The 21,270-nt window shown below is 69.7% G+C and carries 18 protein-coding genes and 1 pseudogene; 3 read left to right on the top strand and 16 right to left on the bottom strand.

Translation table 11 applies throughout. The annotated features are described in order from the left end of the window. Window positions 1–18: 18 nt before the first annotated feature. The 11 genes and pseudogenes from EZ313_RS13270 to nirB form a co-directional block, all read right to left on the bottom strand. Window positions 19–159, bottom strand: a pseudogene (locus tag EZ313_RS13270) (type II toxin-antitoxin system HicA family toxin); the annotation flags it as partial. Between the two features lie 72 nt (window positions 160–231). Next, complete coding sequence (locus EZ313_RS13265) at window positions 232–438, bottom strand: type II toxin-antitoxin system HicB family antitoxin (protein ID WP_135263768.1); 207 nt, start codon at window positions 436–438, stop codon at window positions 232–234. Window positions 439–459: 21 nt separating this feature from the next. Beyond that, a complete protein-coding gene (locus tag EZ313_RS13260) occupies window positions 460–909 on the bottom strand; it encodes a GatB/YqeY domain-containing protein (RefSeq protein WP_135263767.1) in 450 nt (149 codons plus the stop codon). An 87-nt stretch (window positions 910–996) separates the two neighbouring features. Beyond that, window positions 997–1,209: a 30S ribosomal protein S21 gene (gene rpsU / locus EZ313_RS13255; RefSeq protein WP_012346814.1), complete on the bottom strand. Its 213-nt coding sequence runs from the start codon at window positions 1,207–1,209 to the stop codon at window positions 997–999. Between the two features lie 161 nt (window positions 1,210–1,370). Then, window positions 1,371–2,585, bottom strand: a complete 1,215-nt coding sequence (locus tag EZ313_RS13250; RefSeq protein WP_135263766.1) for a BaiN/RdsA family NAD(P)/FAD-dependent oxidoreductase — start codon at window positions 2,583–2,585, stop codon at window positions 1,371–1,373. Window positions 2,586–2,591: 6 nt separating this feature from the next. Further along, window positions 2,592–3,005 carry a DUF2784 domain-containing protein gene (locus EZ313_RS13245; protein WP_135263765.1) on the bottom strand — a complete coding sequence of 138 codons (414 nt, stop codon included), beginning with the start codon at window positions 3,003–3,005 and terminating at the stop codon, window positions 2,592–2,594. A gap of 41 nt (window positions 3,006–3,046) precedes the next feature. Beyond that, window positions 3,047–3,820, bottom strand: coding sequence for a uroporphyrinogen-III C-methyltransferase (cobA, locus tag EZ313_RS13240; RefSeq protein ID WP_135263764.1), 774 nt, complete (start codon window positions 3,818–3,820; stop codon window positions 3,047–3,049). Window positions 3,821–3,837: 17 nt separating this feature from the next. Further along, window positions 3,838–4,743, bottom strand: a complete 906-nt coding sequence (gene ybiB, locus EZ313_RS13235; RefSeq protein ID WP_135263763.1) for a DNA-binding protein YbiB — start codon at window positions 4,741–4,743, stop codon at window positions 3,838–3,840. Between the two features lie 52 nt (window positions 4,744–4,795). Beyond that, window positions 4,796–7,681, bottom strand: a complete 2,886-nt coding sequence (locus tag EZ313_RS13230) for a nitrate reductase (RefSeq protein WP_135264647.1) — start codon at window positions 7,679–7,681, stop codon at window positions 4,796–4,798. Between the two features lie 108 nt (window positions 7,682–7,789). Continuing rightward, complete coding sequence (nirD, locus tag EZ313_RS13225) at window positions 7,790–8,209, bottom strand: nitrite reductase small subunit NirD (protein ID WP_135263762.1); 420 nt, start codon at window positions 8,207–8,209, stop codon at window positions 7,790–7,792. 2 nt (window positions 8,210–8,211) lie between these two features. Continuing rightward, complete coding sequence (nirB, locus tag EZ313_RS13220) at window positions 8,212–10,659, bottom strand: nitrite reductase large subunit NirB (protein WP_135263761.1); 2,448 nt, start codon at window positions 10,657–10,659, stop codon at window positions 8,212–8,214. 71 nt (window positions 10,660–10,730) lie between these two features. Between nirB and EZ313_RS13215 the strand changes: the two genes are divergently transcribed. Next, window positions 10,731–12,455: a bifunctional protein-serine/threonine kinase/phosphatase gene (locus EZ313_RS13215; RefSeq protein ID WP_135263760.1), complete on the top strand. Its 1,725-nt coding sequence runs from the start codon at window positions 10,731–10,733 to the stop codon at window positions 12,453–12,455. Window positions 12,456–12,460: 5 nt separating this feature from the next. Here the strand turns inward: EZ313_RS13215 and EZ313_RS13210 are convergent, their stop codons facing one another. Then, on the bottom strand, window positions 12,461–13,711 hold the full coding sequence (locus EZ313_RS13210; protein WP_135263759.1) for an MFS transporter: 1,251 nt from the start codon (window positions 13,709–13,711) through the stop codon (window positions 12,461–12,463). A 206-nt stretch (window positions 13,712–13,917) separates the two neighbouring features. On the opposite strand from EZ313_RS13210, the gene EZ313_RS13205 reads away from it, so the two are divergent. Next, entirely contained in the window at window positions 13,918–15,186 is a 1,269-nt protein-coding gene (locus tag EZ313_RS13205) for a type IV pili methyl-accepting chemotaxis transducer N-terminal domain-containing protein (RefSeq protein WP_135263758.1), read from the top strand. Window positions 15,187–15,202: 16 nt separating this feature from the next. Here the strand turns inward: EZ313_RS13205 and EZ313_RS13200 are convergent, their stop codons facing one another. The 4 genes from EZ313_RS13200 to EZ313_RS13185 form a co-directional block, all read right to left on the bottom strand. Continuing rightward, window positions 15,203–16,054, bottom strand: a complete 852-nt coding sequence (locus tag EZ313_RS13200; RefSeq protein WP_135263757.1) for an ABC transporter ATP-binding protein — start codon at window positions 16,052–16,054, stop codon at window positions 15,203–15,205. Between the two features lie 20 nt (window positions 16,055–16,074). Next, the gene (ntrB, locus tag EZ313_RS13195) at window positions 16,075–16,938 is read right to left on the bottom strand and encodes a nitrate ABC transporter permease (RefSeq protein WP_135263756.1); all 864 of its coding nucleotides are present in this window, start codon (window positions 16,936–16,938) and stop codon (window positions 16,075–16,077) included. 24 nt (window positions 16,939–16,962) lie between these two features. Then, window positions 16,963–18,273, bottom strand: a complete 1,311-nt coding sequence (locus tag EZ313_RS13190) for a CmpA/NrtA family ABC transporter substrate-binding protein (RefSeq protein WP_135263755.1) — start codon at window positions 18,271–18,273, stop codon at window positions 16,963–16,965. 270 nt (window positions 18,274–18,543) lie between these two features. Further along, complete coding sequence (locus tag EZ313_RS13185) at window positions 18,544–19,764, bottom strand: nitrate regulatory protein (RefSeq protein ID WP_135263754.1); 1,221 nt, start codon at window positions 19,762–19,764, stop codon at window positions 18,544–18,546. 64 nt (window positions 19,765–19,828) lie between these two features. On the opposite strand from EZ313_RS13185, the gene tsaD reads away from it, so the two are divergent. After that, complete coding sequence (gene tsaD / locus EZ313_RS13180) at window positions 19,829–20,866, top strand: tRNA (adenosine(37)-N6)-threonylcarbamoyltransferase complex transferase subunit TsaD (protein ID WP_135263753.1); 1,038 nt, start codon at window positions 19,829–19,831, stop codon at window positions 20,864–20,866. Window positions 20,867–21,270: the final 404 nt, after the last annotated feature.

The raw sequence follows: 21,270 nt of genomic DNA, 5'->3' as shown, positions 1-21,270 counted from the left end.
GGTGCTCGCCCCGGCCGCTCAGTTTTTCAGGCTGGCGACGAAGTCCTCGGCGCTCACGCCGGCCTGCTTCAACAACCCCGACAAGGTGCCGACCTTGACTTCCCGGTGATCGGGCACGACGCAACCGGTGGCACCTCGCCGCATCATCACGTGACTACCCGTTGGCGTACGCGCACGAAGCCCAGCCGCTCGAGAGCCCGGATGATCTCTGCACCTGACAGGCGGGGCAGGCTAGGCACGCGCCTGCAGGTCGAAGGTCGTCACGATCGGGTGGCCACCCGTGACGCCTGGGAACTCCTCGAGATAGAGCGCCGTCGCTTCCTGCAGATTGCTGAGTGCTTCCTGGATGGTCTCACCCTCGGTTGTGGTGCCGGTTTCCGGATTGAGCGCGGTGTAGCCGCCTTCCGGGGCGGGCATCAGAACGGCGGTCAGCTGCATACGTGTCCTCCGGTGGGTCCGTCAGCCGCCGGATAGTACCGCCTTCACCGCCGCCGACACCTGCCCCATCTCCGCCTTTCCGGCCAGGCGCTGCTTCGCGGTCCCCATCACCTTGCCCATGTCGCCCGGTCCCTTGGCACCGAGTTCCGCCACGATGGCCCGGACCTCGGCTGCGATCTCGTCGGACGAGAGGCGGGCGGGCAGGTAGGCCTGCAGCACCTGCACCTCGGCCGCTTCCTTGTCGGCCAGGTCCTGGCGGCCGGCCGTCTGGAAGGCGTCGATGCTGTCCTTGCGCTGCTTGATGAGCTTGTCGACGATGCCGACCACGGCCCCGTCGTCCAGCTCGATGCGCTCGTCGACTTCCTTCTGCTTCATGGCGGCTGTCAGCAGGCGGATGGTGCCCAGGCGCTCGGTGTCCTTGGCGCGCATGGCGGCCTTCATGTCCTCGGTGATGCGTTCCTTCAGGCTCATCGGTCTTCCTTCAAGGTGAAATGAAAAAAGCCTGCGCGAGCGTCCCCGGGCAGGCTTTGCGGGCAGCCGCGGCGCGGCGCCTTCCGTTCAGTACAGCTTCTTGGGCAGCTGCATGCTGCGCACGCGCTTGTAGTGGCGCTTCACGGCTGCGGCCTTCTTGCGCTTGCGCTCGGCGGTGGGCTTTTCGTAGAACTCGCGGGCGCGCAGTTCCGTCAGCAGGCCGAGCTTTTCGATGGTGCGCTTGAAGCGGCGCAGGGCCACGTCGAAGGGCTCGTTTTCCTTAACACGAATGGTCGTCATGAATCCATGGATCTCGAAGGTGCCGCAAGAAGATCGGGCTTGCGGCGGGGGTTCCCCGACTACAACTGTGATCTGGCCGTCGGGGTATGCCGGCAAAGCCTGCGATTATAACCACCCGAGCCCGGCGGGCAATCCGGGCCGGCCCGGCGCAGCAGCAGGCCTCAGCCGCGCGCGGCGGCGAGCGCCTGTCCGCAAGCCCAGCCGCTGGACCAGGCCCACTGGAAGTTGTAGCCGCCGAGCCAGCCGGTGACATCGACCACTTCGCCGATGAAGTACAGGCCCGGCTGGCGCGATTCCAGCGTCTGCGACGACAGCTCGCGCGTGTCCACGCCGCCGGCGGTGACCTCCGCCTTGCGATAGCCCTCGGAGCCGCTGGGCACCAGCTCCCAGTTCGCCAGGGCCTCGGCCAAGGACGCCAGCGCCTTGTCGGCGGCTTCGTTCACCGGGCGCTGCCAGGCCGGGTCGCGCTGCACCCAGGCGTCCGCCAGGCGGGCGGGCACCCACGCGGCGAGCTCGTTGGCCAGCAGCTTGCGCGATCGACCCTTGGCCTGTTGCAGCGCCGAGGGCAGCTGCGCGCCCGGTGCGAGGTCGATCCGGATCGGCGTGCCCGGCTGCCAGTAGCTGGAGATCTGCAGCACGGCGGGGCCGGACAGGCCGCGGTGCGTGAAGAGCAGGTCCTCGTCGAACGCCATCGCCGCCTTCTTCGCGCCGGTGGCGATGCGCACCGGCAGCGACAGTCCGGCCAAGCCGGAATAGGGCGCCCAGTCCTCGCCCTCGAAGGTCAGCGGCACCAGCGCCGGACGCGGTTCGATGATGCGCACGCCGAACTGCCGGGCGATGCGGTAGCCGAAATCGGTGGCCCCGATCTTGGGGATCGACAGGCCACCGGTGGCGATCACCACGCGTGGCGCACGCACCGGCCCGCGATCCGTGTCCAGCTCGTAGCCCTCGGCGCCGTGCCGCACCGCGGCCACGCGGCACGGCTGCCAGCGCGTCACGCCGCCGGCGTCGCACTCGGCGATCAGCATGCGGATGAAGTCCTCCGAGCTGCGGTCGCCGAACAGCTGGCCCTTGTGCTTCTCGTGGAAGGCGATGCCGTGCCGCCGCACCAGGTCGATGAAGTCGGTGGCGGTGTAGCGCGAGAGTGCGCTGCGGCAGAAGTTCGGGTTCTCGCCCAGGAAGTGCTTGTGCGGCGCGCGCGGGTCGAGGTCGCGGTTGGTGAAGTTGCAGCGGCCGCCGCCGGAGATGCGGATCTTCTCGGCGATGCGCTCGCTGTGGTCCAGCAGCAGCACCTTCACGCCGAGCTGGCCCGCGACCGACGCGCAGAACAGGCCCGCGGCGCCGGCCCCGATCACCACCGCATCGAAACGCTCCACCGCCCGTCAGCCTCCGCGCAGGCGAGGACCGCGCCGCGGCGGAAAGGCGATCCACACGGCTGCGACCGCGAGGCCGAAGGCGGTGTAGACGAGGGTGAAGACCCAGCCCGGCGCATCGTAGAAGAGGAGCCACTGCACCCAGTGCTCGACGAAGCCGCCGGCGTAGCCGCTCTCGCCGGCTTGCGTTCGCAACCAGTTTTCCAGCGTGGTGAGGGGACAGACCGCGCCGAGCCACTGCTGCGCCACGACGTAGACGATGGCGGCGAGATGCGCGAACCGGAAGGCCGGCGCATTGACCCAGGACCAGCGCAGTGCATTGCCGGCGACGATCAGCACGAGGCCGCCGACCACGAACAGCACGATGCCCAGGTGCAGCAGCAGCACGAGGTCGGCGAGAAGGCGCAGGCTGCTGGACGGCATGGGCCGCCATTGTGCCGCGCGTGCGCCGCACGGTGCGGCGGTCAGGCCGCGCGAACCCTGGGCTCTTCCTGCCGGACCGCGGCCACGCCGCGGATCACGTCGCCCACGACGATCACGGCGGGACTGGTCATCTGCTCGCGCGCGATCGTCGCGGCCAGCTCGCCCAGCGTGGTGATGGCCTCGCGCTGGTCGGGCATCGTCGCGCGCTGCACGACCGCGGCGGGCGTGCGCGCGGGCAGGCCGGCCAGCAGCTGGTCCTGGATCTGCTGCGCGCCGCTCACGCCCATGTAGATGACGAGTGTCAGGCGCGCCTGGTGCGCGGCCTCGGCCAGCGCGCGCCAGTCCGGCGGCTCGCCGCCGCGCTGCGCATGCCCGGTGACGAACACGACGCCTTGCGCGTGCTCGCGATGGGTGAGGGGAACGCCCAGCGCGGTCACCGCCGCCAGGCCCGATGTGATGCCGTTGACGACCTCGACGTGCACGCCGGCCTCGCGCAGGTGCTCCACCTCCTCGCCGCCCCGGCCGAAGATGAACGGGTCGCCGCCCTTGAGGCGCACGACGTTCTCGCCCTCGCGCGCCGCCATCACCATCAGGCGTTCGATGAAGGCCTGCGGCGTGCTCTTGCAGCCGCCGCGCTTGCCCACGTGCACGATGCGCGCGCCCTGGGGCGCGAGCGCGACGATGTCGGGACTCACCAGGTCGTCCACCAGCACGACGGTCGCGGCGCGCAGCGCCTTCACGGCCTTGAGGGTGAGCAGCTCCGGATCGCCGGGCCCGGCGCCGACGAGCGTGACCTTGCCTTGTGAATCGTTCATGGTCTTCGTCTCCCTGATCATGATGCCGACGCGAGATGCAAGATGTGTTCCACCTGCAATTCGATCGATGCGGGCAGCCGCTGCTTCTCGTTCAGCACCTCGCGGATGTACGCGGCGGTGGCCGCGGCATCCGTGCCGGAAGGCCAGCCGGGCAGATCCGTCAGCGTGCCGGGTCGGCGTTCCTCCAGCAGGACGCGGCGGCCCTGGATGAAGCCTTCCATCTGCGGCATGCGGCGCGCGTCGGCCACCGCTTCACCTTCGGTGCCTCGCAGCAGCAAGGCGGTCGAGCCCATGAGCTCGAACACCGCCCCCATCGACGCCGCGTATTCCGGATGCGTGTAGCTGCCCACCAGCACCGACGGGCCGGCGCACGGGTCCATCAGCTTCACCAGGCTGTGCGAGGAGTTGCGCAGGCCGACCACGCGCCGCACGTCGAGCAATCGCTTGAGGCCCGGGTGCAGCAGTTCGGTGGGCGCGAACGCCGCCTCACCGCGCCGAAGTGGCCGCAGCGTGTCGAGCACCGGGATGCCGAGCGCGCCGAGCACTTCGGTGATGAACACGCGGCTGCTTTCGGTCGATGTGCCGTGCACCAGCACGGGCAGGCCGCGCTGCGCAAGAAGGAGCGCGAGCAGCGGCGTGAGCACCGGAAGGCGGCGCGCGCCGTTGTAGCTCGGCAGCACGACGACGGTCGATTCGCCACGCGGCAGCAGGTTCATGCGTGAGCGCGTCGCATCGAGGAAGCCCGCCATCTCCTCGGGCGTCTCGCCCTTGATGCGCATGGCCAGGCAGAAGGCGCCGACCTCCAGGTCCGTCACCGTTCCATCGAGCAGCTGGCCGAAGAGGTCGGCCGCCTGCGCGCGGTCCAGCGGGCGTGCGCCCTGCTTGCCGCGGCCGATCTCCTTGATGTAATGGCTGATGCCCACGGCGCGATTGTCCCAAAGCGCTTAGCACCGCCGGCTATATGTGGAATGACGCTCAGGCAGCGCGTTTCATCGCTGGCGTGGCGCGGACCAGGCGCTTGAGCTCCGGCACGCAGGAGCCGCAATTCGTGCCGCAGCGCAGGCGCCCTTGCAGTTGCGCGAGCCGCGCGTCTTCGGCCCCCTCGCAGCCGGCGAGCGCTCCGGCGATCTCCGGTTCGGTCACGTTGAAGCAGGTGCAGACCTGCCGGCCGCGCGACACCACCGCCACTGGCGCCTTCGCTCCCGGCGCCAGCAACAAGCGGCCGTAGGCCTGGGCGGGCCGCTCCTCCTGCAGGAGCGTGCGGATCCATGATTCGGCGCGCGTGTCGCCGGCGAGCAGGAAGGCCTCGAGCTTGGTGTCGTCGCCGGCGCGGATCAGGCGCGCGAGCCGCCGCTGCCCGCGGCGCGCGTCCGCATACCGCAGCACCTGCGCTCCGTCGAGACGGAGCGCCGCTTCGACCTGCTGCAGCCGCTCATCGGGCGGCGGCTCGTACGCTGCCGCGCGGAAGAGCACGCCGGCGCGCTCGCGCCCGAACGGCACGCAGGTGGCGAAGGGGAACGACGCCATGAGCCGCCGCAGCGTCTCACGCGCGAGCAGGGCGCCGTCGTCCGGCAGCCAGCCCATCGCCAGCAGCGACCAGCCGAGCTCGGCCTTGATGATCTTCACGGCTGCATGCTTGAGCTCGGGCTGCTTCGACTGCGGGCAGTACGCCGAGGTGGTGATCGCGTTCACACCGGCCAGGCGGGTGCCCGTGCTGGAACAGCCCGACAGGAACTCCTCGCCCCAGTGCATGGCCATGAAGGCCTGGCTGAGCCCGATGTCGCTGCTGGCCTGCACCGGCACGACGATCGATCCGCGCTTGGAGGTCAGGTGCACCAGGTCGCCATCCTTGAGCTGGCGGCGCTCCATGTCCTGCGGGTGCATCTGCACGCTCGGTTCGGCGACGTGGCCGAAGAGGCGCGGCAAGGTGCCGGTGCGGCTCATGCCGTGCCACTGGTCGCGCAGGCGGCCGGTGGTGAGGGAGAACGGGTAGCGCGATTCGCGGGGTTCGGCGACGGGCTTGTACTTGGTGGCGACGAAGCGGGCCTTGCCGTCGGGGGTGGGGAACACCGCGTCTTCGTAGAGGCGCGGTTTGCCTTGCGAGGCGCCGGCGGGGAAGGGCCACTGCTGGGGGGATTGCTCGAGGAGGGGGTAGGTCAGGCCGGTGATGTCGAGGTCGCGGCCGCGGGTGGAGTCGCGGTGTTCGAGCCAGATGGATTCGGGGGTGGGGTAGGGAAAGAGGGTTGGGCCACGCGCGGCATTCGGGTCGGGTGCGTGCCCCCACCCCGACCCTCCCCCAGGGGGGGAGGGTGGAAGAGCCACGTCGTCGACGGTATTGCTCCCTCCCCCTCTGGGGGAGGGCTGGGGTGGGGGCACGCGCGCTTCCAACCTCCTCGCAAAGTCCACCACGATCGCCCAGTCATGCCGCGCTTCCCCCGGCGCACGCACCGCCGGCCGAACACGGCTGATCCGCCGCTCGCTGTTCGTGACGGTCCCATCCTTCTCGCCCCACGTCGTCGCCGGCAGCAGCAGGTCGGCCCACTCGCAGGTCGCCGTGGTCGCGAACGCCTCCTGAACGACGACGAATTCGGCGCGTTGCAGTGCGCGCCGCACTGTCGCCTGGTCGGGCATCGACTGCGCCGGGTTCGTGCACGCGATCCACAGCGCGCGGATCTCACCATCCGCCGCAGCCTGGAACATCTCCACCGCCGTCTTCCCCGGCTTCTCGGGCACCGAAGGCACTCCCCACAACGCGGCCACTTCGGCGCGATGCTGCGGATTGGCCAGGTCCCGATGCGCCGACAGCAGGTTCGCCAGGCCGCCCACCTCGCGCCCGCCCATCGCATTCGGCTGCCCGGTCAGCGAGAACGGGCCTGCGCCGGGCCGCCCGATCTGGCCTGTTGCAAGGTGCAGGTTGATCAGGGCCGCGTTCTTCGCCGTGCCGCTGGTCGACTGGTTCAGCCCCTGGCAATACAGGCTCAGCGTGGCCTCCGACGTCGCGAACCACTTCGCTGCGGTGAACAGGTCCTCCTTGGCCAAGCCGCAAACCTGCGCGACGACCTCGGGCGTGCATTCGCGCACCAGCGCCTTGAGCTCGTCGAATCCTGTCGTGTGCCGCGAAATCCAGTCCGGCCGCGTCCAGCCTTCCCACAGCATGATGTGCAGCAGGCCGTTGAACAGCATCACGTCGGTGCCGGGCTGCAGCGGCAGCACCAGGTCGGCCAGTTCCGCCGTGTCGGTGCGGCGCGGGTCGCACACGATCACCTTCATGTCCGGCCGCCGCGCCTTGGCTTCCTCGACGCGGCGGAACAGCACCGGATGCGCCCAGGCCGCATTGCTGCCGGCGATGAACAGGCAGCTCGCGTGGTCCACGTCCTCGTAGCAGCTGGGCGGAGCGTCGGCGCCGAGCGTGAGCTTGTAGCCGGCCACCGCGCTGCTCATGCACAGGCGCGAATTCGTGTCGATGTTGTTGGTGCCGATCAGGCCCTTGGCCAGCTTGTTGAAGACGTAGTAGTCCTCGGTGAGCAGCTGGCCGGAGACGTAGAAGCCCACGCTGTCGGGGCCGTGGTCGCGGATCACCTGGGCAAACGTCTCCGTGGCGAAGTCGAGGGCCTGGTCCCACGACACGGGCCGCGGCTTCTCGCCGCGGTGTTCGCGCCGCATCGGCTGGAGCAGGCGCGCCTGCCGCGTGATGGCGGGCGCCGCGGTCAAGTGCAGGGTCGAGCCCTTGGTGCACAGGCGGCCGAAGTTGGCGGGATGGTCCGGGTCGCCGCGCACGCCGGTGACCTGGCCGCCGCGTGATTCGATGATTACGCCGCAGCCCACGCCGCAATAAGCGCAGGTCGATCTGGTTTCTCGCACGTTCATTCCCGGATTCCTTCAAGTGCCACCGCGGAACCGGCTTCGCCGGGCTGCTGGTGGCGCCCCCTCGAGGGGGAGGCGCCGCAGGCGCTTCGGGCTTGGGTCATCTCATCCGTGCGGCGCCTGCACGTCGTGCGAGGCGTCGCCCAGCGCGCCGCCGCCCGCGCAGGGGCCGGCCCGCGGCGGCTCGACGTCGGTCGCGAGCGTCGCGAGTTCCACCGGGTCGAGTAGCACCTGCCCGTCCTGCACCTTGCAGGCGAAGCGCGTCGTGCACCCTTCGTCCGGCCCCTTCGCGCAGCCGTCGTCCAGCCCGATCGTCCAGTTGTGCAGCGGGCAGGCCACGCTGGTGCCGAACACGATGCCCTGCGACAGCGGGCCGCCCTTGTGCGGGCAGCGGTCGAGCAGGGCGAACACCTGGTCCTGGTCGTTGCGGAACACCGCGACGTCCATGCCGCGCGGACGGGCGACGCGGCGGGCGCCCAGCACCGGGATGTCTTCCACCCGGCAGATCACTTTCCAGTCGTTCATCTTCATGCTTCCTGCCCCTCCGCCTGCAGCCTGCCGAACTGCCTGGTGTCGACCTGCGCCTTGCCGTGCTCGAACCAGGGATCGGGCTCGCCGTCCAGCGCGAACTGCAGCCGCTCCCACAGCGCCTTGCGGCCCTCGTGGTCGTCCAGGATCTTCTTCTTCACGTAGTCGAGTCCGACGCGGTTCACGTAGTGGACGGTGCGCTCCAGGTACCAGCCTTCCTCGCGATACAGCTGCAGGAAGGCGCCGCTGTACTCCAGCACCTCCTCGCGCGTCTTCAGCTTGCAGAAGAACTGGCCGGCTTCGGTCTTGATGCCGCCGTTGCCCGCGACGTAGATCTCCCAGCCCGAGTCGACGCCGATCACGCCGACGTCCTTGATGCCGGATTCGGCGCAGTTGCGCGGGCAGCCGGACACGGCGAGCTTCACCTTGTGCGGCGCGTACATGCGCCAGAGCGCCTTCTCCAGGTCCTTGCCCATCTGCGTCGAGTCCTGCGTGCCGAAGCGACACCACTCGCTGCCCACGCAGGTCTTCACCGTGCGAAGCGCCTTGGCATACGCGTGGCCCGAGGGCATGCCGATGTCCTTCCACACGTTGGGCAGGTCCTCCTTTTTCACGCCCAGCAGGTCGATGCGCTGGCCGCCCGTGACCTTGACGGTGGGGATCTGGTACTTGTCCACCACGTCGGCGATGCGGCGCAGTTCCGCCGCCGTGGTCTCGCCGCCCCACATCCGCGGGATCACCGAGTAGGTGCCGTCTTTCTGGATGTTGGCGTGGCTGCGCTCGTTGATGTAGCGCGACTGGGGATCGTCCTTCGCCTCCTTGGGCCAGGTGGAGATCAGGTAGTAGTTGAGGGCCGGGCGGCAGGTGGCGCAGCCGTTCGGCGTGCGCCACTCCATGAACTTCATGGTGCCGGCGATGGTGATCAGCCGGTTGGCGCGGATGGCGTCGCGCACCTCCTGGTGGCTGTGGTCGGTGCAGCCGCACACCGCCTTCTTCTTGGGCGCGGACGAGTAGTCGCCGCCCGCGGTGAACATGATGATCTGCTCCACCAGCCCGGTGCAGGAGCCGCAGGACGCGCTGGCCTTGGTGTGCTTGCGCACCTCGTCCAGCGTGAACAGGCCCTTTTCCTTGATCGCCTTGCAGATGGAGCCCTTGTTCACGCCGTTGCAGCCGCACACCTCGTCGGTGTCGGCCATCGCCGCGGCCTTGCTCTGCCCCTGGTGGCCGGCGTCGCCGAGGTTCGACTCGCCGAACATCAGCTTGTCGCGGATGTCGCTGACCTTGCGGCCCTCGCGCAGCAGCTTGAAGTACCAACTGCCGTCCACCGTGTCGCCGTACAGGCACGCGCCCACCAGCTTGTCGTCCTTGATCACCAGCTTCTTGTAGACGCCGCCGAACGGATCGCTCATCACGATCTGCTCGCTGCCTTCGCCGCCCATGAACTCGCCGGCGGAGAACAGGTCGATGCCCGTCACCTTCAGCTTGGTGGAGGTGAGCGAGCCGGTGTAGCGGCCGATGCCGAACTGCGCCAGGTGGTTGGCCGCCACCTTGGCCTGCTCGAACAGCGGCGCGACCAGTCCGTAGGCGATGCCGCGGTGCGCCGCGCATTCGCCCACCGAGTAGATGCGCGCATCGGTCACCGTCTGCATGGTGTCGGTGACCACGATGCCGCGGTTGCAGTGCAGCCGCGCCTTTTCGGCCAGCTCGGTGTTGGGCCGGATGCCGACGGCCATGACGACCAGCTCGGCTTCGCTCTCGGTGCCGTCCTTGAAGCGCACGGCCTTGACACGGCCGCCCTCGGCGCCGACCAGCTCCTGCGTCTGCGCGCCCATGCGGAATTTCAGGCCGCGCTCTTCCAGCGACTTCTGCAGCAGCTTGCCCGCGACTTCATCGAGCTGGCGTTCCATCAGCCACGGCATCACGTGCACGACGGTCACGTCCATGCCGCGCTTCATCAGGCCGTTGGCGGCCTCCAGTCCGAGCAGGCCGCCGCCGATCACCACCGCCTTCTTGTAGCGGCTGGCTGCCTCGATCATCGCGTTGGTGTCGGCGATGTCGCGGTAAGCGATCACGCCTTCGAGGTCCTTGCCGGGCACCGGCAGCATAAAGGGGTTGGAGCCGGTGCACAGCAGCAACCGGTCGTAGGGCTCCTCGGTGCCGTCGTCGGCGCGCACGACGCGGCGCACGCGGTCGATCTCCACCACCTTCTTGCCCGCATGCAGCCGGATGCTGTTCTGCTGGTACCACTCCCAGGAGTTCAGCACGATCTCGTCGAGCGTCTGCTCGCCGGCGAGCACCGGCGACAGCAGGATGCGGTTGTAGTTCGGGTGCGGCTCGGCGCCGAACACGGTGATCTCGTACAGGTCGGGCGAGATCTTCAGCAGTTCCTCGATCGTGCGGACGCCGGCCATGCCGTTGCCGACCATCACGAGCTTCATCTTCTTCATCGGGGGACTCCTGTCTTCAAGAAACGATCCGGGGATGCGGGGATTCGGGGGCGCGCCGCTACCATCGGCGCATGGCGCTGCGGGTGGACATCGGCTGGCACAGCGAACGCGGGGCGCGCGAAGGCAACGAGGATTTCGCCGCCGCCCTGCGGCCGCAGCCGTATGAAGCCGGACACGGCCTGGTGGCGGCCATCGCGGATGGCGTCTCCACCGGCGGCGGCGGCCGCGAGGCGGCGCAGACCACCGTGGTGACGGTGCTGCAGGACTACTTCGGCACGCCGCCCACCTGGGAGACCAGCGTGGCGCTCGACCGCCTGATCGGCGCGCAGAACGCCTGGCTGGCCGCGGCCAACCGGCGCGCGGGGGGCGCAGCGATGACGACGCTCACCGCGCTCGTGCTGCGCGGCCACAGCTACACCCTGGCCCACGTCGGCGACACCCGCGCCTGGCTCCTGCGCGAGGGCCGCTGCGAGCAGCTCACGGCGGACCATGCCTTCGAGCATCCCGACCTGCGCAGCCGCCTCACGCGGGCCATCGGGCTGGAGGACCACGTACGGGTCGACTACCTGCAGGGCGAGCTGCAGCGGGGCGATGTGTTCCTGCTGACCACGGACGGCGTCCATGGCGCGCTGGGCGCGACGCAGCTGCGGCAGCTGGCGAAGCATGCGGTCGAAGGAGAAGCCCAGGCGGCCAGCGAGTCGCTGGTGCGTGCCGCGCTCCAGGCCGGCAGCCGCGACAACGCGAGCGCATTGGTGATCCGCGTCCTGGACCTGGCCGCCGCGCGGCTGGAGGACGTGCTGATCGGCGGCCGCCAGCTGCCGGTGCCCGCACGCCTGAAGGTGGGCGACACGCTGGACCAGTTCACCGTGACGGCGGTGGTGGCCGACACCGGCCTGCACCGGCTGTACCAGGCCCGCGACAACACGACCCGCGAGCTGGTGACGATCAAGACCCTGCACGAATCGCGTGCCAACGACCGCGAGGAGCGCGCCATGCTGGCGCACGAAGTCTGGCTGGGCCTTCGGCTGGCGGAGCGGACCGGCGGCGCGGGCAGCGGCTTCGTCAACGTGCGCGAGCCGCGGGAGCCCAGCGCCTTCTACGCCGTGTTCGACTGGCATGGCGGCGCCACGCTGGAGCAGGCGCTCGCGCGCAAGCGCACCTTCAGCGTGGAACAGGTGGTGCAGGGCGGCATCGCGGTGGCCCGCGCGCTCGGCCGCCTCCACCGCCAGGGCGTGGTCCACCGGGACATCAAGCCCGGCAACCTGCACCTGGGCGACGACGGCGCCTGGCGCGTGCTGGACCTGGGCGTCGCCATCTCCGGCCAGGAGTCCGCCGTCGAACGCAGCCTGCATGCCGGAACGCCCAGCTACATGAACCCCGAGCAGTGGGATCCGGGCGAAGGCGGCCGCGCCGCGACGCCCGGCAGCGACCTGTTCGCCCTCGGCGTGACGCTGTACCAGTGGCTCACCGGCCACCTGCCGTACGGCGAGGTCGAGCCCTACCAGATCGCCCGCTACCGGCGCGACCCCAAGCCGCCGTCGCGCCTGCGTCCCGACGTGCCGATCTGGCTCGATCACGTGGTGCTTCGCGCCGTCGCCCGCGACGCCCGGTTGCGGTTCGAGACCGCGGAGGAATTCGTGCTCGCCCTGGAGCGCGGCGCCTCGCGTCCGATCGCCGGGCCCGGGGCGACGCCGTACTTCACCCGCGATCCCGCCGGTGTGTGGAAGGCGGCGCTGGTCGCGTCGGTCGTCCTGAACGGCCTGCTGCTGTTCTGGCTGCTGTTCCTGCCGCGGTAGTCCACTCATGCGGCTTTCCCTCCGCGCGGCGGCTGCGCGGCCGGCCGCAGGCGCGCGCGTCCGCCTTTCTCGGCCCAGGTGCGAGTCCAGCGGATCTGCATGATGCGCATCACGACCAGCACCACCAGCGCCAGGGCCGCGAACAGGTAGAAGCCCCACGCGTAGCTGCCGAGGTACTGCCGCGACACGCCCATCGAGGCGGGCACCAGGCCCCCTCCGAGGGCGCCGATCTCGCCGATCATCGATCCGGCCACCGCGGTGGTCGTGGGCCAGCGAAGCGGCACGAGCTGGAACAGCGCACCGTTGCCCGCGCCGAGCGCGGCGAAGCAGAGCATCATGAGCAGCGTGGTGGCCACCAGGGAAGCGCCCGAGAACCCGATCAGCACCAGCGATGCGCACACCACCGCCAGCACGACGGTCAGCGTGTTCAGGCCGCCCCAGCGGTCGGAGATCCAGCCGCCCACGACCCGCAGCGTCGCGCCCATGAAAGCGGCCAGCATCGTCAGCTGCCCCGCCTGCACCTTGCTCACGCCGAACTGCTCGAAGTAGTACGAGGGCAGGAAGCTGGTCAGGCCGATGAAGCCGCCGAAGGTGACGCAGTAGATCAGGCTGAACACCCAGCCGTCGCGCTCGAACAGGCAGGCCACGTGTTCGCGCAGGCCCGCGTGCGGGTCCACGTCCTGCGGCTCGCGGGCGAAGATCACCATCACGGCGGCCGGGACCAGGATCGCGCAGGCCGCGACGCCGTAGACCACCTGCCAGCCGAGCCATTGGGCCAGCGGCGGCGCCACCAGCACCGACACCGCGGTGCCCACGTTGCCGGCGCCCACCAGCCCCATCGCCAGGCCCTTGTGCTGCGGCGGGAAGGAGCCGGCGCCCAGCGACAGCGCGACGCCGAAGCTGGCGCCGGCGATGCCCAGCAGCACGCCCATGGCCAGCAGGTCGTCGAAGCTGTCCACGAACAGCAGGCCGAACAGCATGGCCACGCAGACCAAGCCCATCTCGACCAGCGTGGCGGGCTTGCGGCCGATGTACTGCGCCAGCAGGCCGAGCGGGAAACGCATCACGGCGCCCGCGATGATCGGCACCGACAGCATCAGGCCCAGCTGGGCGGCGGTGAGCTGGTAGGCCTCGCGGATGAAAGGCGCCATGGCCCCGTTCAGCACCCAGATCGCGCACGAGAACGCGAAGTACAGGAATGCCGCCACGAGCGTGGGAACGTGGCCGGACTGCAGGAAAGGCGTGCGCTGGTTCATCGTGTGTCTGGACCCGGGCGGAGCCAGGGCGGCTCCAGCCCTTTCGGGGGAGTACAGGACAGCACACGGCGTTGTGCGCGGGACCGGCGGTACGGTGCACGGTCCGGGTGCAGCATCGCACCCGACGCCTGCTTCCATGCACGGTCCGTGCCAGTGGCACGGCGCAGGGCTTGCACTATGCTTTGCGCCCCTTCGAAAGCCCGCGCGTGACGTCCGTTCTGCTGCTCCTCACCCCGGATCCGGCCCTGCCCGCGCTGGCGGCCGACCTTCGCAGCGCCGGCTTCACGGTGGTGGCCGAGGGCGAGTGCGCGAACCTTGTGCGCGATGCACTGCGCGCGCAACCCGATGTGGTGCTTTGCTGGCAGCCGCGGCCGGACGGCGCCTTCCTGGAAGCCGTGCGCACGCTGCAAGCGCAGCAGTCGATGCCGCTGCTGGTGTTCACCCAGGACTCCGGTGTCGAGCCGATGCAGCGGGCGCTCGATGCGGGGGTCCACGGCTGGGTGGTGCAGGGCTACGCTCCTCACCGCTTGCGGCCGCTGGTGCAGCTGGCCCAGGCGCGGGAAGCGCACGAGCGGGCGCTGCGCGAACAGGCGGCCGAGCTCACGCGCCGCCTCGAGGAGCGCAAGCTGCTGGACCAGGCCAAGGGCGTCCTGATGCGCGCCCGCCGCGTCGACGAACAGGAGGCCTTCGCGCTCCTGCGCAGCGCCGCCATGCACGGCAACGTGCGCGTCGGCCAGGTCTCTCGCCAAGTGATCGACGCGGCGCGCGCCGCCGACGCGATCAACCGCGCCGGGCAGCAGCGCATGCTGTCGCAGCGGCTGGTGAAGCTCTACGCGCTGGTCTGCCACCGCAGCGACGCGGCCTCTGCGCTGGCCTTGATCCGCGCGTCGGTGGCACGTGTCGAGGAGAACCTGCAGGCGCTGGAGAAGGAGCTCTCGTCCGCGACGTTCGGCGACCTGCTGCAGGCGGCGCGGGCCGGCTGGCAGGCGCTGCGCGGCCCGCTGGAGGCCGCCCCGGAGCCGCAGGCGCTGGCCGCCGTGGACGCCCTGGCCGAAGACGTGCTGCGACAGGCCGACGCGCTGGTGCTGGCGCTTGAGTCGTCCGGCCTCGCGACCACCGTGCACATCGTCAACGTCGCGGGCCGCCAGCGCATGCTGTCGCAGCGCGCGGCCAAGCTGGCGCTGCTGGCGGCCCAGCCGGGTGCGGAGGCGCAGTCCTCGCATTCGCTCGCGGCCACGGTGGCCGAATTCGAGGAAGGCCTGCGCGCCCTGACCGACGCTCCGCTGTCCACGCCGGAGATCCGCGAGCGGCTCGATCGCGGCCGCCAGGGCTGGGAGGCGCTGCGTCAGGCGCTGCCGCAGGCCGGCACCGCGCCGGGACGGGCGAAGCTGGCGGCCGCGAGCGAGGCGCTGCTGGAGGACTTCGACCAGCTGACCGCTGCGTACCAGCACAGCATCCAGGTCCTGATGGGCTGAGAACCGCCCCCCGCCGTCAGGCGCGCATTGCCTGCTTCTCGCGCCGGGCGCCCTGGGCGGCGCGCGCGGGCACGAACGGCTCCACCTTGCGCTGCTTTTCGTAGAGGAAGCTCAGGATCTCCTGGCGGCAGTGGTTGTAGACCCGGTCTTCGGCCAGCTCGATGCGGTTGCGCGGGCGGGCCAGCGGCACGTCCATGACCTGGCCGATCCCGGCGGCCGGCCCGTTGGTCATCATCACCACGCGGTCGGACATCAGCACGGCTTCGTCGACGTCGTGCGTGATCATCATCACCGTGTTGCCCAGCTCCGACTGGATGCGGATCACCTCGTCCTGCAGGTGGGCGCGGGTGAGGGCGTCGAGAGCGCCGAAGGGCTCGTCCAGCAGCAGCACCTTGGGCTCCATCGCCAGGGCACGGGCGATGCCCACGCGCTGCTTCATGCCGCCGGAGATCTCCGAAGGCAGCCGGTCCAGCGCATGCGACATGTTCACCATCGCCAGGTTGTGCAGCACCCAGTCGCGCCGCTCGGCCGCCGGGCGCGTGCCGCGGAAGATCTTCTCCACCGCGATCTCCACGTTCTGGTAGACGGTGAGCCAGGGCAGCAGGGAATGGTTCTGGAACACCACGGCGCGGTCGGGTCCCGGCGCGTTGACTTCGCGGCCGTCCACGATCACGCCGCCGGAGGTGGCCTTGAGCAGGCCGGCGACGATGTTGAGCACCGTGCTCTTGCCGCAGCCCGAGTGGCCGATCAGCGAGATGTATTCGCCGCGCCGCACCTGCAGGTCGATGCCCTTGAGCACCGGGTTGGGGCCGTTGGCGCCCTGGAAGGTCATGTCGACGCGCGAGATGGACAGGTAGGGGTTGCTCATGTCGTGTCTCCTTGGCGGGATCAGCTCGCCGCCGTGCCGCGGGTGACCTTGCGGCCGATGAAGGCGACGATGCGGTCCAGCGCGTAGCCGACCAGGCCGACGTAGACGAGCGCGAGGATGATGTCGCTGATGCGCGAGGAGTTCCACGCGTCCCAGATGAAGAAGCCGATGCCCACGCCGCCGATCAGCATCTCGGCCGCGATGATGGCCAGCCAGGACAGGCCCACGCCGATGCGCAGCCCCGAGAAGATGAAGGGCGCCGCCGCCGGCAGCATGATCTTGGTGAAGTACTCGATGCCGTTCAGGCGGATCACCTTGGCGACGTTGCGGTAGTCCTCGGGGATGTTCCGGATGCCGATCGACGTGTTGATGATGATCGGCCAGATCGAGGTGATGAAGATCACGAAGATCGCGGACGGATGGCCGTCGCGGAAGCCGGCCAGCGAGATCGGCAGCCACGCCAGCGGCGGCACAGTGCGCAGCACCTGGAACAGCGGATCGAGCCCGCGCAGCGCCCACGTCGACTGGCCCACCAGCACGCCCAGGCTCACGCCGGCCAGCACTGCGAGCGAATAGCCGTACGCAACCCGCTTGAGGCTCGCGAGCAGCTGCCAGGCAATGCCCACGTCGTTGCCGCCGCGGTCGTAGAAGGGCTGAGTGATCAGCTCCCAGGTGTCCTGCACCACCTTGGTTGGCGCGGGCAGGCTGGCGCCGGGGCGCGAGCCCAGCACCTGCCAGATCAGGACCAGGAAGCCGATGATCAGCAGCGGCGGCAGGACGTGGGTGAGGAAGCCGCGCGCGATGGAAGAGAGCCAGGCGTGCAGCGCGCCGGGCGCTGAAGGCGGCGCCAGGCGGATCGGTTCGATGGTGTCGGTGGAGGTCATGGCGTTTCTCGTCGCGCGACGCGATCAGGCGGCCGTCTTGATGTACTTGATCGCCAGGCTTTCCAGGTACTTCTTCGGATTCGCCGGATCGAACACCTTGCCGTCGAAGAACTTCTCGATACCGCGCGAGGTGGACGCCGGGATGTCCTTCTTGTCCACGCCCAGTTCGGTGGCAGCGGCCTTCCACAGGTCTTCCCGGTTCACTTTGGCGATCAGGGCCTTGGTGTCGATGCCGGGCGGCAGGTAGCCCCAGCGGATGTTCTCGGTGAGGAACCACATGTCGTGGCTCTGGAACGGGTAGCTCGCGTGGTCCTTCCAGTAGCGCATCTGGAACCTGCTGTTGGCCTCCACGCGGCCGGTGCCGTAGTCGAAGTCGCCCTTGACGCGGTCGATGATGTCTTCCACCGGCGCGTTGATCCAGCGGCGGCGCGCGCAGATCTCGGCCAGCTCGGTGCGGTTCTTCGGGTCCTCGCACCACATCTGGGCTTCCATCACCGCCTTGAGCAGCGCCTTGGTGGCGTTGGGGTTGGCCTGCACGTAGTCGGCGCGCATGGCGAAAGCCTTTTCCGGATGGTTCATCCAGAGTTCGCTGGTGGTGAGCGCCGTGTAGCCGATCTTCTGGTTGATCAGCTGGCGGTTCCAGGGCTCGCACACGCAGAAGGTGTCCATGCTGCCCACCTTCATGTTGGCCACCATCTGGGGCGGCGGCACCACGATGGTGGTGATGTCGCGGTTGGGGTCCACGCCGCCCGCGGCCATCCAGTAGCGGATCCACATGTCGTGCGTGCCGCCGGGGAAGGTCATGGCGGCGTTCACCGGCCTGCCGGTCTTCAGGCGCTTGGCGAGCAGCGCCTTGCCGAACTCCTTGTTGTCCAGGCCGACCTTGAGGTCCTTGTATTCGTTGGCCACCGAGATGCACTGGCCGCCCAGGTTCAGGCGGGCCAGGATGTTGATCGGCACCTGCACGTTGTTGGCCGTGACCGCGCCGGTGGTGATCAGGTAGGGCATCGGCGTCAGGATGTGGGCGCCGTCGATGCCGTTGTTCTTCGAGCCGAGCACCAGGTTGTCGCGCGTCGTACCCCAGGAAGACTGCTTGAGCACTTCCACCTCGGTCATCCCGTGCTTCTTGAAGAAGCCCTTCTCGTCGGCGACGAAGAACGGCGCGGCGTCGGTGAGCGCGATGAAGCCCAGCTTGGCGGCCTTCGTCTCCAGGGCCGTGCCCTGCGCGAGCACATGGCGAGGCCAGAGGCCGCCGGTCACCGCGGCGCCGCCGAGGGCGGCCGCTCCCTTGATGACGCTGCGGCGGGAAGTGGTGATCGTCTTGGTCGTGTCCATGCTGTCCTCCAGGGGCCTTGAAAAAAGAATCGGCGTCCACCTCCCGCATGCCCCAGCGGGCACGCAGGAGATGGACGCCGTTGTCCAGGTATCGATGTCGATGTCGTGCGCCGCCGTTGGCGCCCGTCTCAGGACGTGGTTAGCAGCATCCGTGCCAGACCCGTCGTCCCCCGCGGAGGCGGGCCTACAAGCCAGTCATCCCCGCGTTCGCAGGACTGACGACTTGGTTTGGTCCATGACGCACGCATTTGTGCACCGCAGCAGTGCGCTTCAGCGCACCGCGGGCAGCACCTCGGCCAGCGAGAGCACGTTGCCCGCGACGTCCACGAGGCGCCGGCCCTGGTTCATGGCCATCTGGCGCAGCGCCTTGTACGCCTCTTCCTCGCTCATCTGGCGGTGCGCCATCAGGAGACCCTTGGCCCGCTCGACCAGCTTGCGTTCGTTCAGGGAGGTGCGCACCGCATCGAGCTCGTCTCCGATGGCCTGGAGGCGGCGCGACTGCTCCTGCACCATGGAGAACAGCGAGCGCTCGAGGTGTGGGCCGTACGGCGCCGGCGTGGCGGCGCCCTGCGACGCGGCGCGGGCCGACAGCGCATCGAGCGCCGCGCGCTGGTCGCGCAGTTCGCCCTGCGCCTGCTCGATGCGCCGGCCGCACAACTCGCGCAGGTGCGCCGCCAGCAGGTCCTCCACCGCCTTCATCTCGTCGATGCGGCGCGTGCACCAGTGGAACCAGTCGCGGCTGAGCGCCGTGTCCAGCTCGCCGCGCACGGTGCAGCCGATGCGACGCAGCCGCTCGATCTCGGCGAGCACGGCAGGATCCCGTGCGGCGTGGTCCGCCTGCAGCACCCTGGGATCGGAGCAGTCCGCGTAGACCTGGAAGCAGCCCTGCTGCGAGTCGACCAGGTGCCGCCACAGCTGCAGCGACGCGCCGTCGATGCAGCCGGCCGCGAACACCCGGCCGCCCAGCGCCCGCTCCTGGCCCGCGAACTCCTTGCCCTGCATGAAGTGGAACATGGCCACGAGCGCCTTCGACACCTTGGGGTCGCTGGCCGTGTCGGCGGCCTCGAAGACGACGCAGAGCAGCCCCGAGACCAGCTTGACCATGGCGGCGGTGGCTTCGGCCGCGCTCATCGCCTGCCGCGCGATCCGGGCCCGCAGCGCGGGCAGGCCCTCCAGCGCGTGCAGCACCACGGCCACGCGGCTGAACAGCAGGGCGCCATTGCGGGCGTGGCGCGAGCCGGTATCGAGCTGGTCCAGGTGGCGGCGCACTTCGGCCTCGGCCGCCTGGCATTCCAGGATCTGTTGCTCGCGTTGCCCGGTGAACTGCGCGCCGTGCGAGCCGAGATAGATGTTCGAGAGGCCCCGCTCGCGCTGCAGCGCGTGGATGAAACGCGCGATCACGCCCACCAGCTCGCAGGTCTGCGCCAGCTGCTCCAGCTCCGCGATCTCGCATTGCCGCGCCGCCAGCAGGAAGTTGGATCCGGACTTCATCGCGGGCTGCTCCGCAATTCCCGTGCCGGACGTCCGCGCAAACGTCGCTCGATACACTCGGGCGATGCTGGTGCTGGGGATCGAATCTTCGTGCGACGAGACCGGTGTCGCGCTGGTCGACGCCGGCGGCCCGGGCGTGCCGCGCCTGCTCGGCCACGCACTGCACAGCCAGGTGCGCATGCACGAGGCGTACGGCGGCGTTGTGCCGGAGCTGGCCAGCCGCGACCACATCCGGCGCGTGCTGCCGCTGACGTATGAGGTCTTGCAGCAGGCCGGGCGCTCGCTGCAGGACATCGAGACCGTGGCCTACACGCGCGGCCCGGGCCTCGCAGGCGCGTTGCTAGTGGGCGCGGGCGTCGCTTGCGCGCTGGGCGCATCGCTGGACAAGCCAGTTCTGGGCGTGCACCACCTCGAAGGCCACCTGCTGTCGCCGTTCCTCAGCGCCGATCCGCCCGAGTTTCCCTTCGTGGCGCTGCTGGTCTCCGGCGGCCACACGCAGCTGATGCGGGTGGAGGCGGTCGGCGATTACGAACTGCTGGGCGAAACGATCGACGATGCGGCCGGCGAGGCCTTCGACAAGAGCGCCAAGCTGCTGGGCCTGGGCTACCCCGGCGGGCCGGCGCTCTCGCGCGTCGCGCAGCAGGGCGATCCCAAGGCCTTCGCGCTGCCGCGGCCGCTGCTGCACAGCGGCGACCTGGACTTCTCCTTCGCCGGATTGAAGACGGCGGTGCTCACGCAGGCGCGCAAGCTCGGGGACGAACTGCAGGCGCGCAAGGCGGACCTGGCCGCGTCGACCGAGGCGGCGATCGTGGAGGTGCTGCTGAAGAAATCGCTGGCTGCCCTGAAGGAGACCGGGCTCAAGCGGCTGGTCGTGGCCGGCGGCGTGGGCGCGAATCGCGTGCTGCGGGAGCAGCTGGATGCCGCGTGTGCCAGGCGGGGTGTGCGGGTGCACTACCCGGAGCTGGAGCTGTGCACCGACAACGGCGCGATGATCGCCATGGCCGCTGCGATGCGGCTGGCAGCGGACGTGGAAAAGGCCAGCTGCTCGTACGCGTTCGACGTTAAACCGCGCTGGCCTTTGGACGAACTTCGAGGCGGGTAGCTTTCTTGCTGCAATCGATCCGGGTCCTGGGCCGGCGGTCCGGGTACCCGTTCTCCGGTCCACCTCGCGATGAAGAAGCCGTTGGCGCTCTCCGCGCCTTGGCTTGGAACACGGCCTTGCCAATCTGGAACCCCGCGCGACCGCGAATGGTCCCTGCGCCCGGGTACCCAGACCACCGTCCCAGCGAGTCAGTGCGCCCCGAGTGAGCACCGAGCTTGATCAGCGGCCTGCGTGTCCCCGCGCCCAAGCTGCTGAGGCCGGTGGTTCGGGTGTCCGGGCGCAGGGACCATTCGCGGTCGCGCGGGGCCGCAGGCACGCATGGCGGTGTTCCCAGCCGCGTAGCGAAGGTTTCGATGGCCTCTTCATCGCGAGGTGGACCGGAGAACGGACACCCGGGCCGCCGG

This window comes from Ramlibacter henchirensis (genome assembly GCF_004682015.1).
In the GTDB taxonomy this organism is placed as follows: Bacteria; Pseudomonadota; Gammaproteobacteria; order Burkholderiales; family Burkholderiaceae_C; genus Ramlibacter; species Ramlibacter henchirensis.
Note: the sequence above shows the minus strand (reverse complement) of the source record. Positions and strands in the feature narration are given on the sequence as shown.

What these genes read in the sequence shown, in the direction of transcription:
- rpsU (WP_012346814.1), bottom strand. Translation starts at nt 1,209, where the DNA reads ATGACGACCATTCGTGTTAAGGAAAACGAGCCCTTCGACGTGGCCCTG.
- nirB (WP_135263761.1), bottom strand. Translation starts at nt 10,659, where the DNA reads ATGAAGAAGATGAAGCTCGTGATGGTCGGCAACGGCATGGCCGGCGTC.
- EZ313_RS13215 (WP_135263760.1), top strand. Translation starts at nt 10,731, where the DNA reads ATGGCGCTGCGGGTGGACATCGGCTGGCACAGCGAACGCGGGGCGCGC.
- EZ313_RS13265 (WP_135263768.1), bottom strand. Translation starts at nt 438, where the DNA reads ATGCAGCTGACCGCCGTTCTGATGCCCGCCCCGGAAGGCGGCTACACC.
- tsaD (WP_135263753.1), top strand. Translation starts at nt 19,829, where the DNA reads ATGCTGGTGCTGGGGATCGAATCTTCGTGCGACGAGACCGGTGTCGCG.
- EZ313_RS13190 (WP_135263755.1), bottom strand. Translation starts at nt 18,273, where the DNA reads ATGGACACGACCAAGACGATCACCACTTCCCGCCGCAGCGTCATCAAG.
- cobA (WP_135263764.1), bottom strand. Translation starts at nt 3,820, where the DNA reads ATGAACGATTCACAAGGCAAGGTCACGCTCGTCGGCGCCGGGCCCGGC.
- EZ313_RS13245 (WP_135263765.1), bottom strand. Translation starts at nt 3,005, where the DNA reads ATGCCGTCCAGCAGCCTGCGCCTTCTCGCCGACCTCGTGCTGCTGCTG.
- EZ313_RS13260 (WP_135263767.1), bottom strand. Translation starts at nt 909, where the DNA reads ATGAGCCTGAAGGAACGCATCACCGAGGACATGAAGGCCGCCATGCGC.
- EZ313_RS13200 (WP_135263757.1), bottom strand. Translation starts at nt 16,054, where the DNA reads ATGAGCAACCCCTACCTGTCCATCTCGCGCGTCGACATGACCTTCCAG.
- nirD (WP_135263762.1), bottom strand. Translation starts at nt 8,209, where the DNA reads ATGAACGACTGGAAAGTGATCTGCCGGGTGGAAGACATCCCGGTGCTG.
- ntrB (WP_135263756.1), bottom strand. Translation starts at nt 16,938, where the DNA reads ATGACCTCCACCGACACCATCGAACCGATCCGCCTGGCGCCGCCTTCA.
- EZ313_RS13210 (WP_135263759.1), bottom strand. Translation starts at nt 13,711, where the DNA reads ATGAACCAGCGCACGCCTTTCCTGCAGTCCGGCCACGTTCCCACGCTC.
- EZ313_RS13185 (WP_135263754.1), bottom strand. Translation starts at nt 19,764, where the DNA reads ATGAAGTCCGGATCCAACTTCCTGCTGGCGGCGCGGCAATGCGAGATC.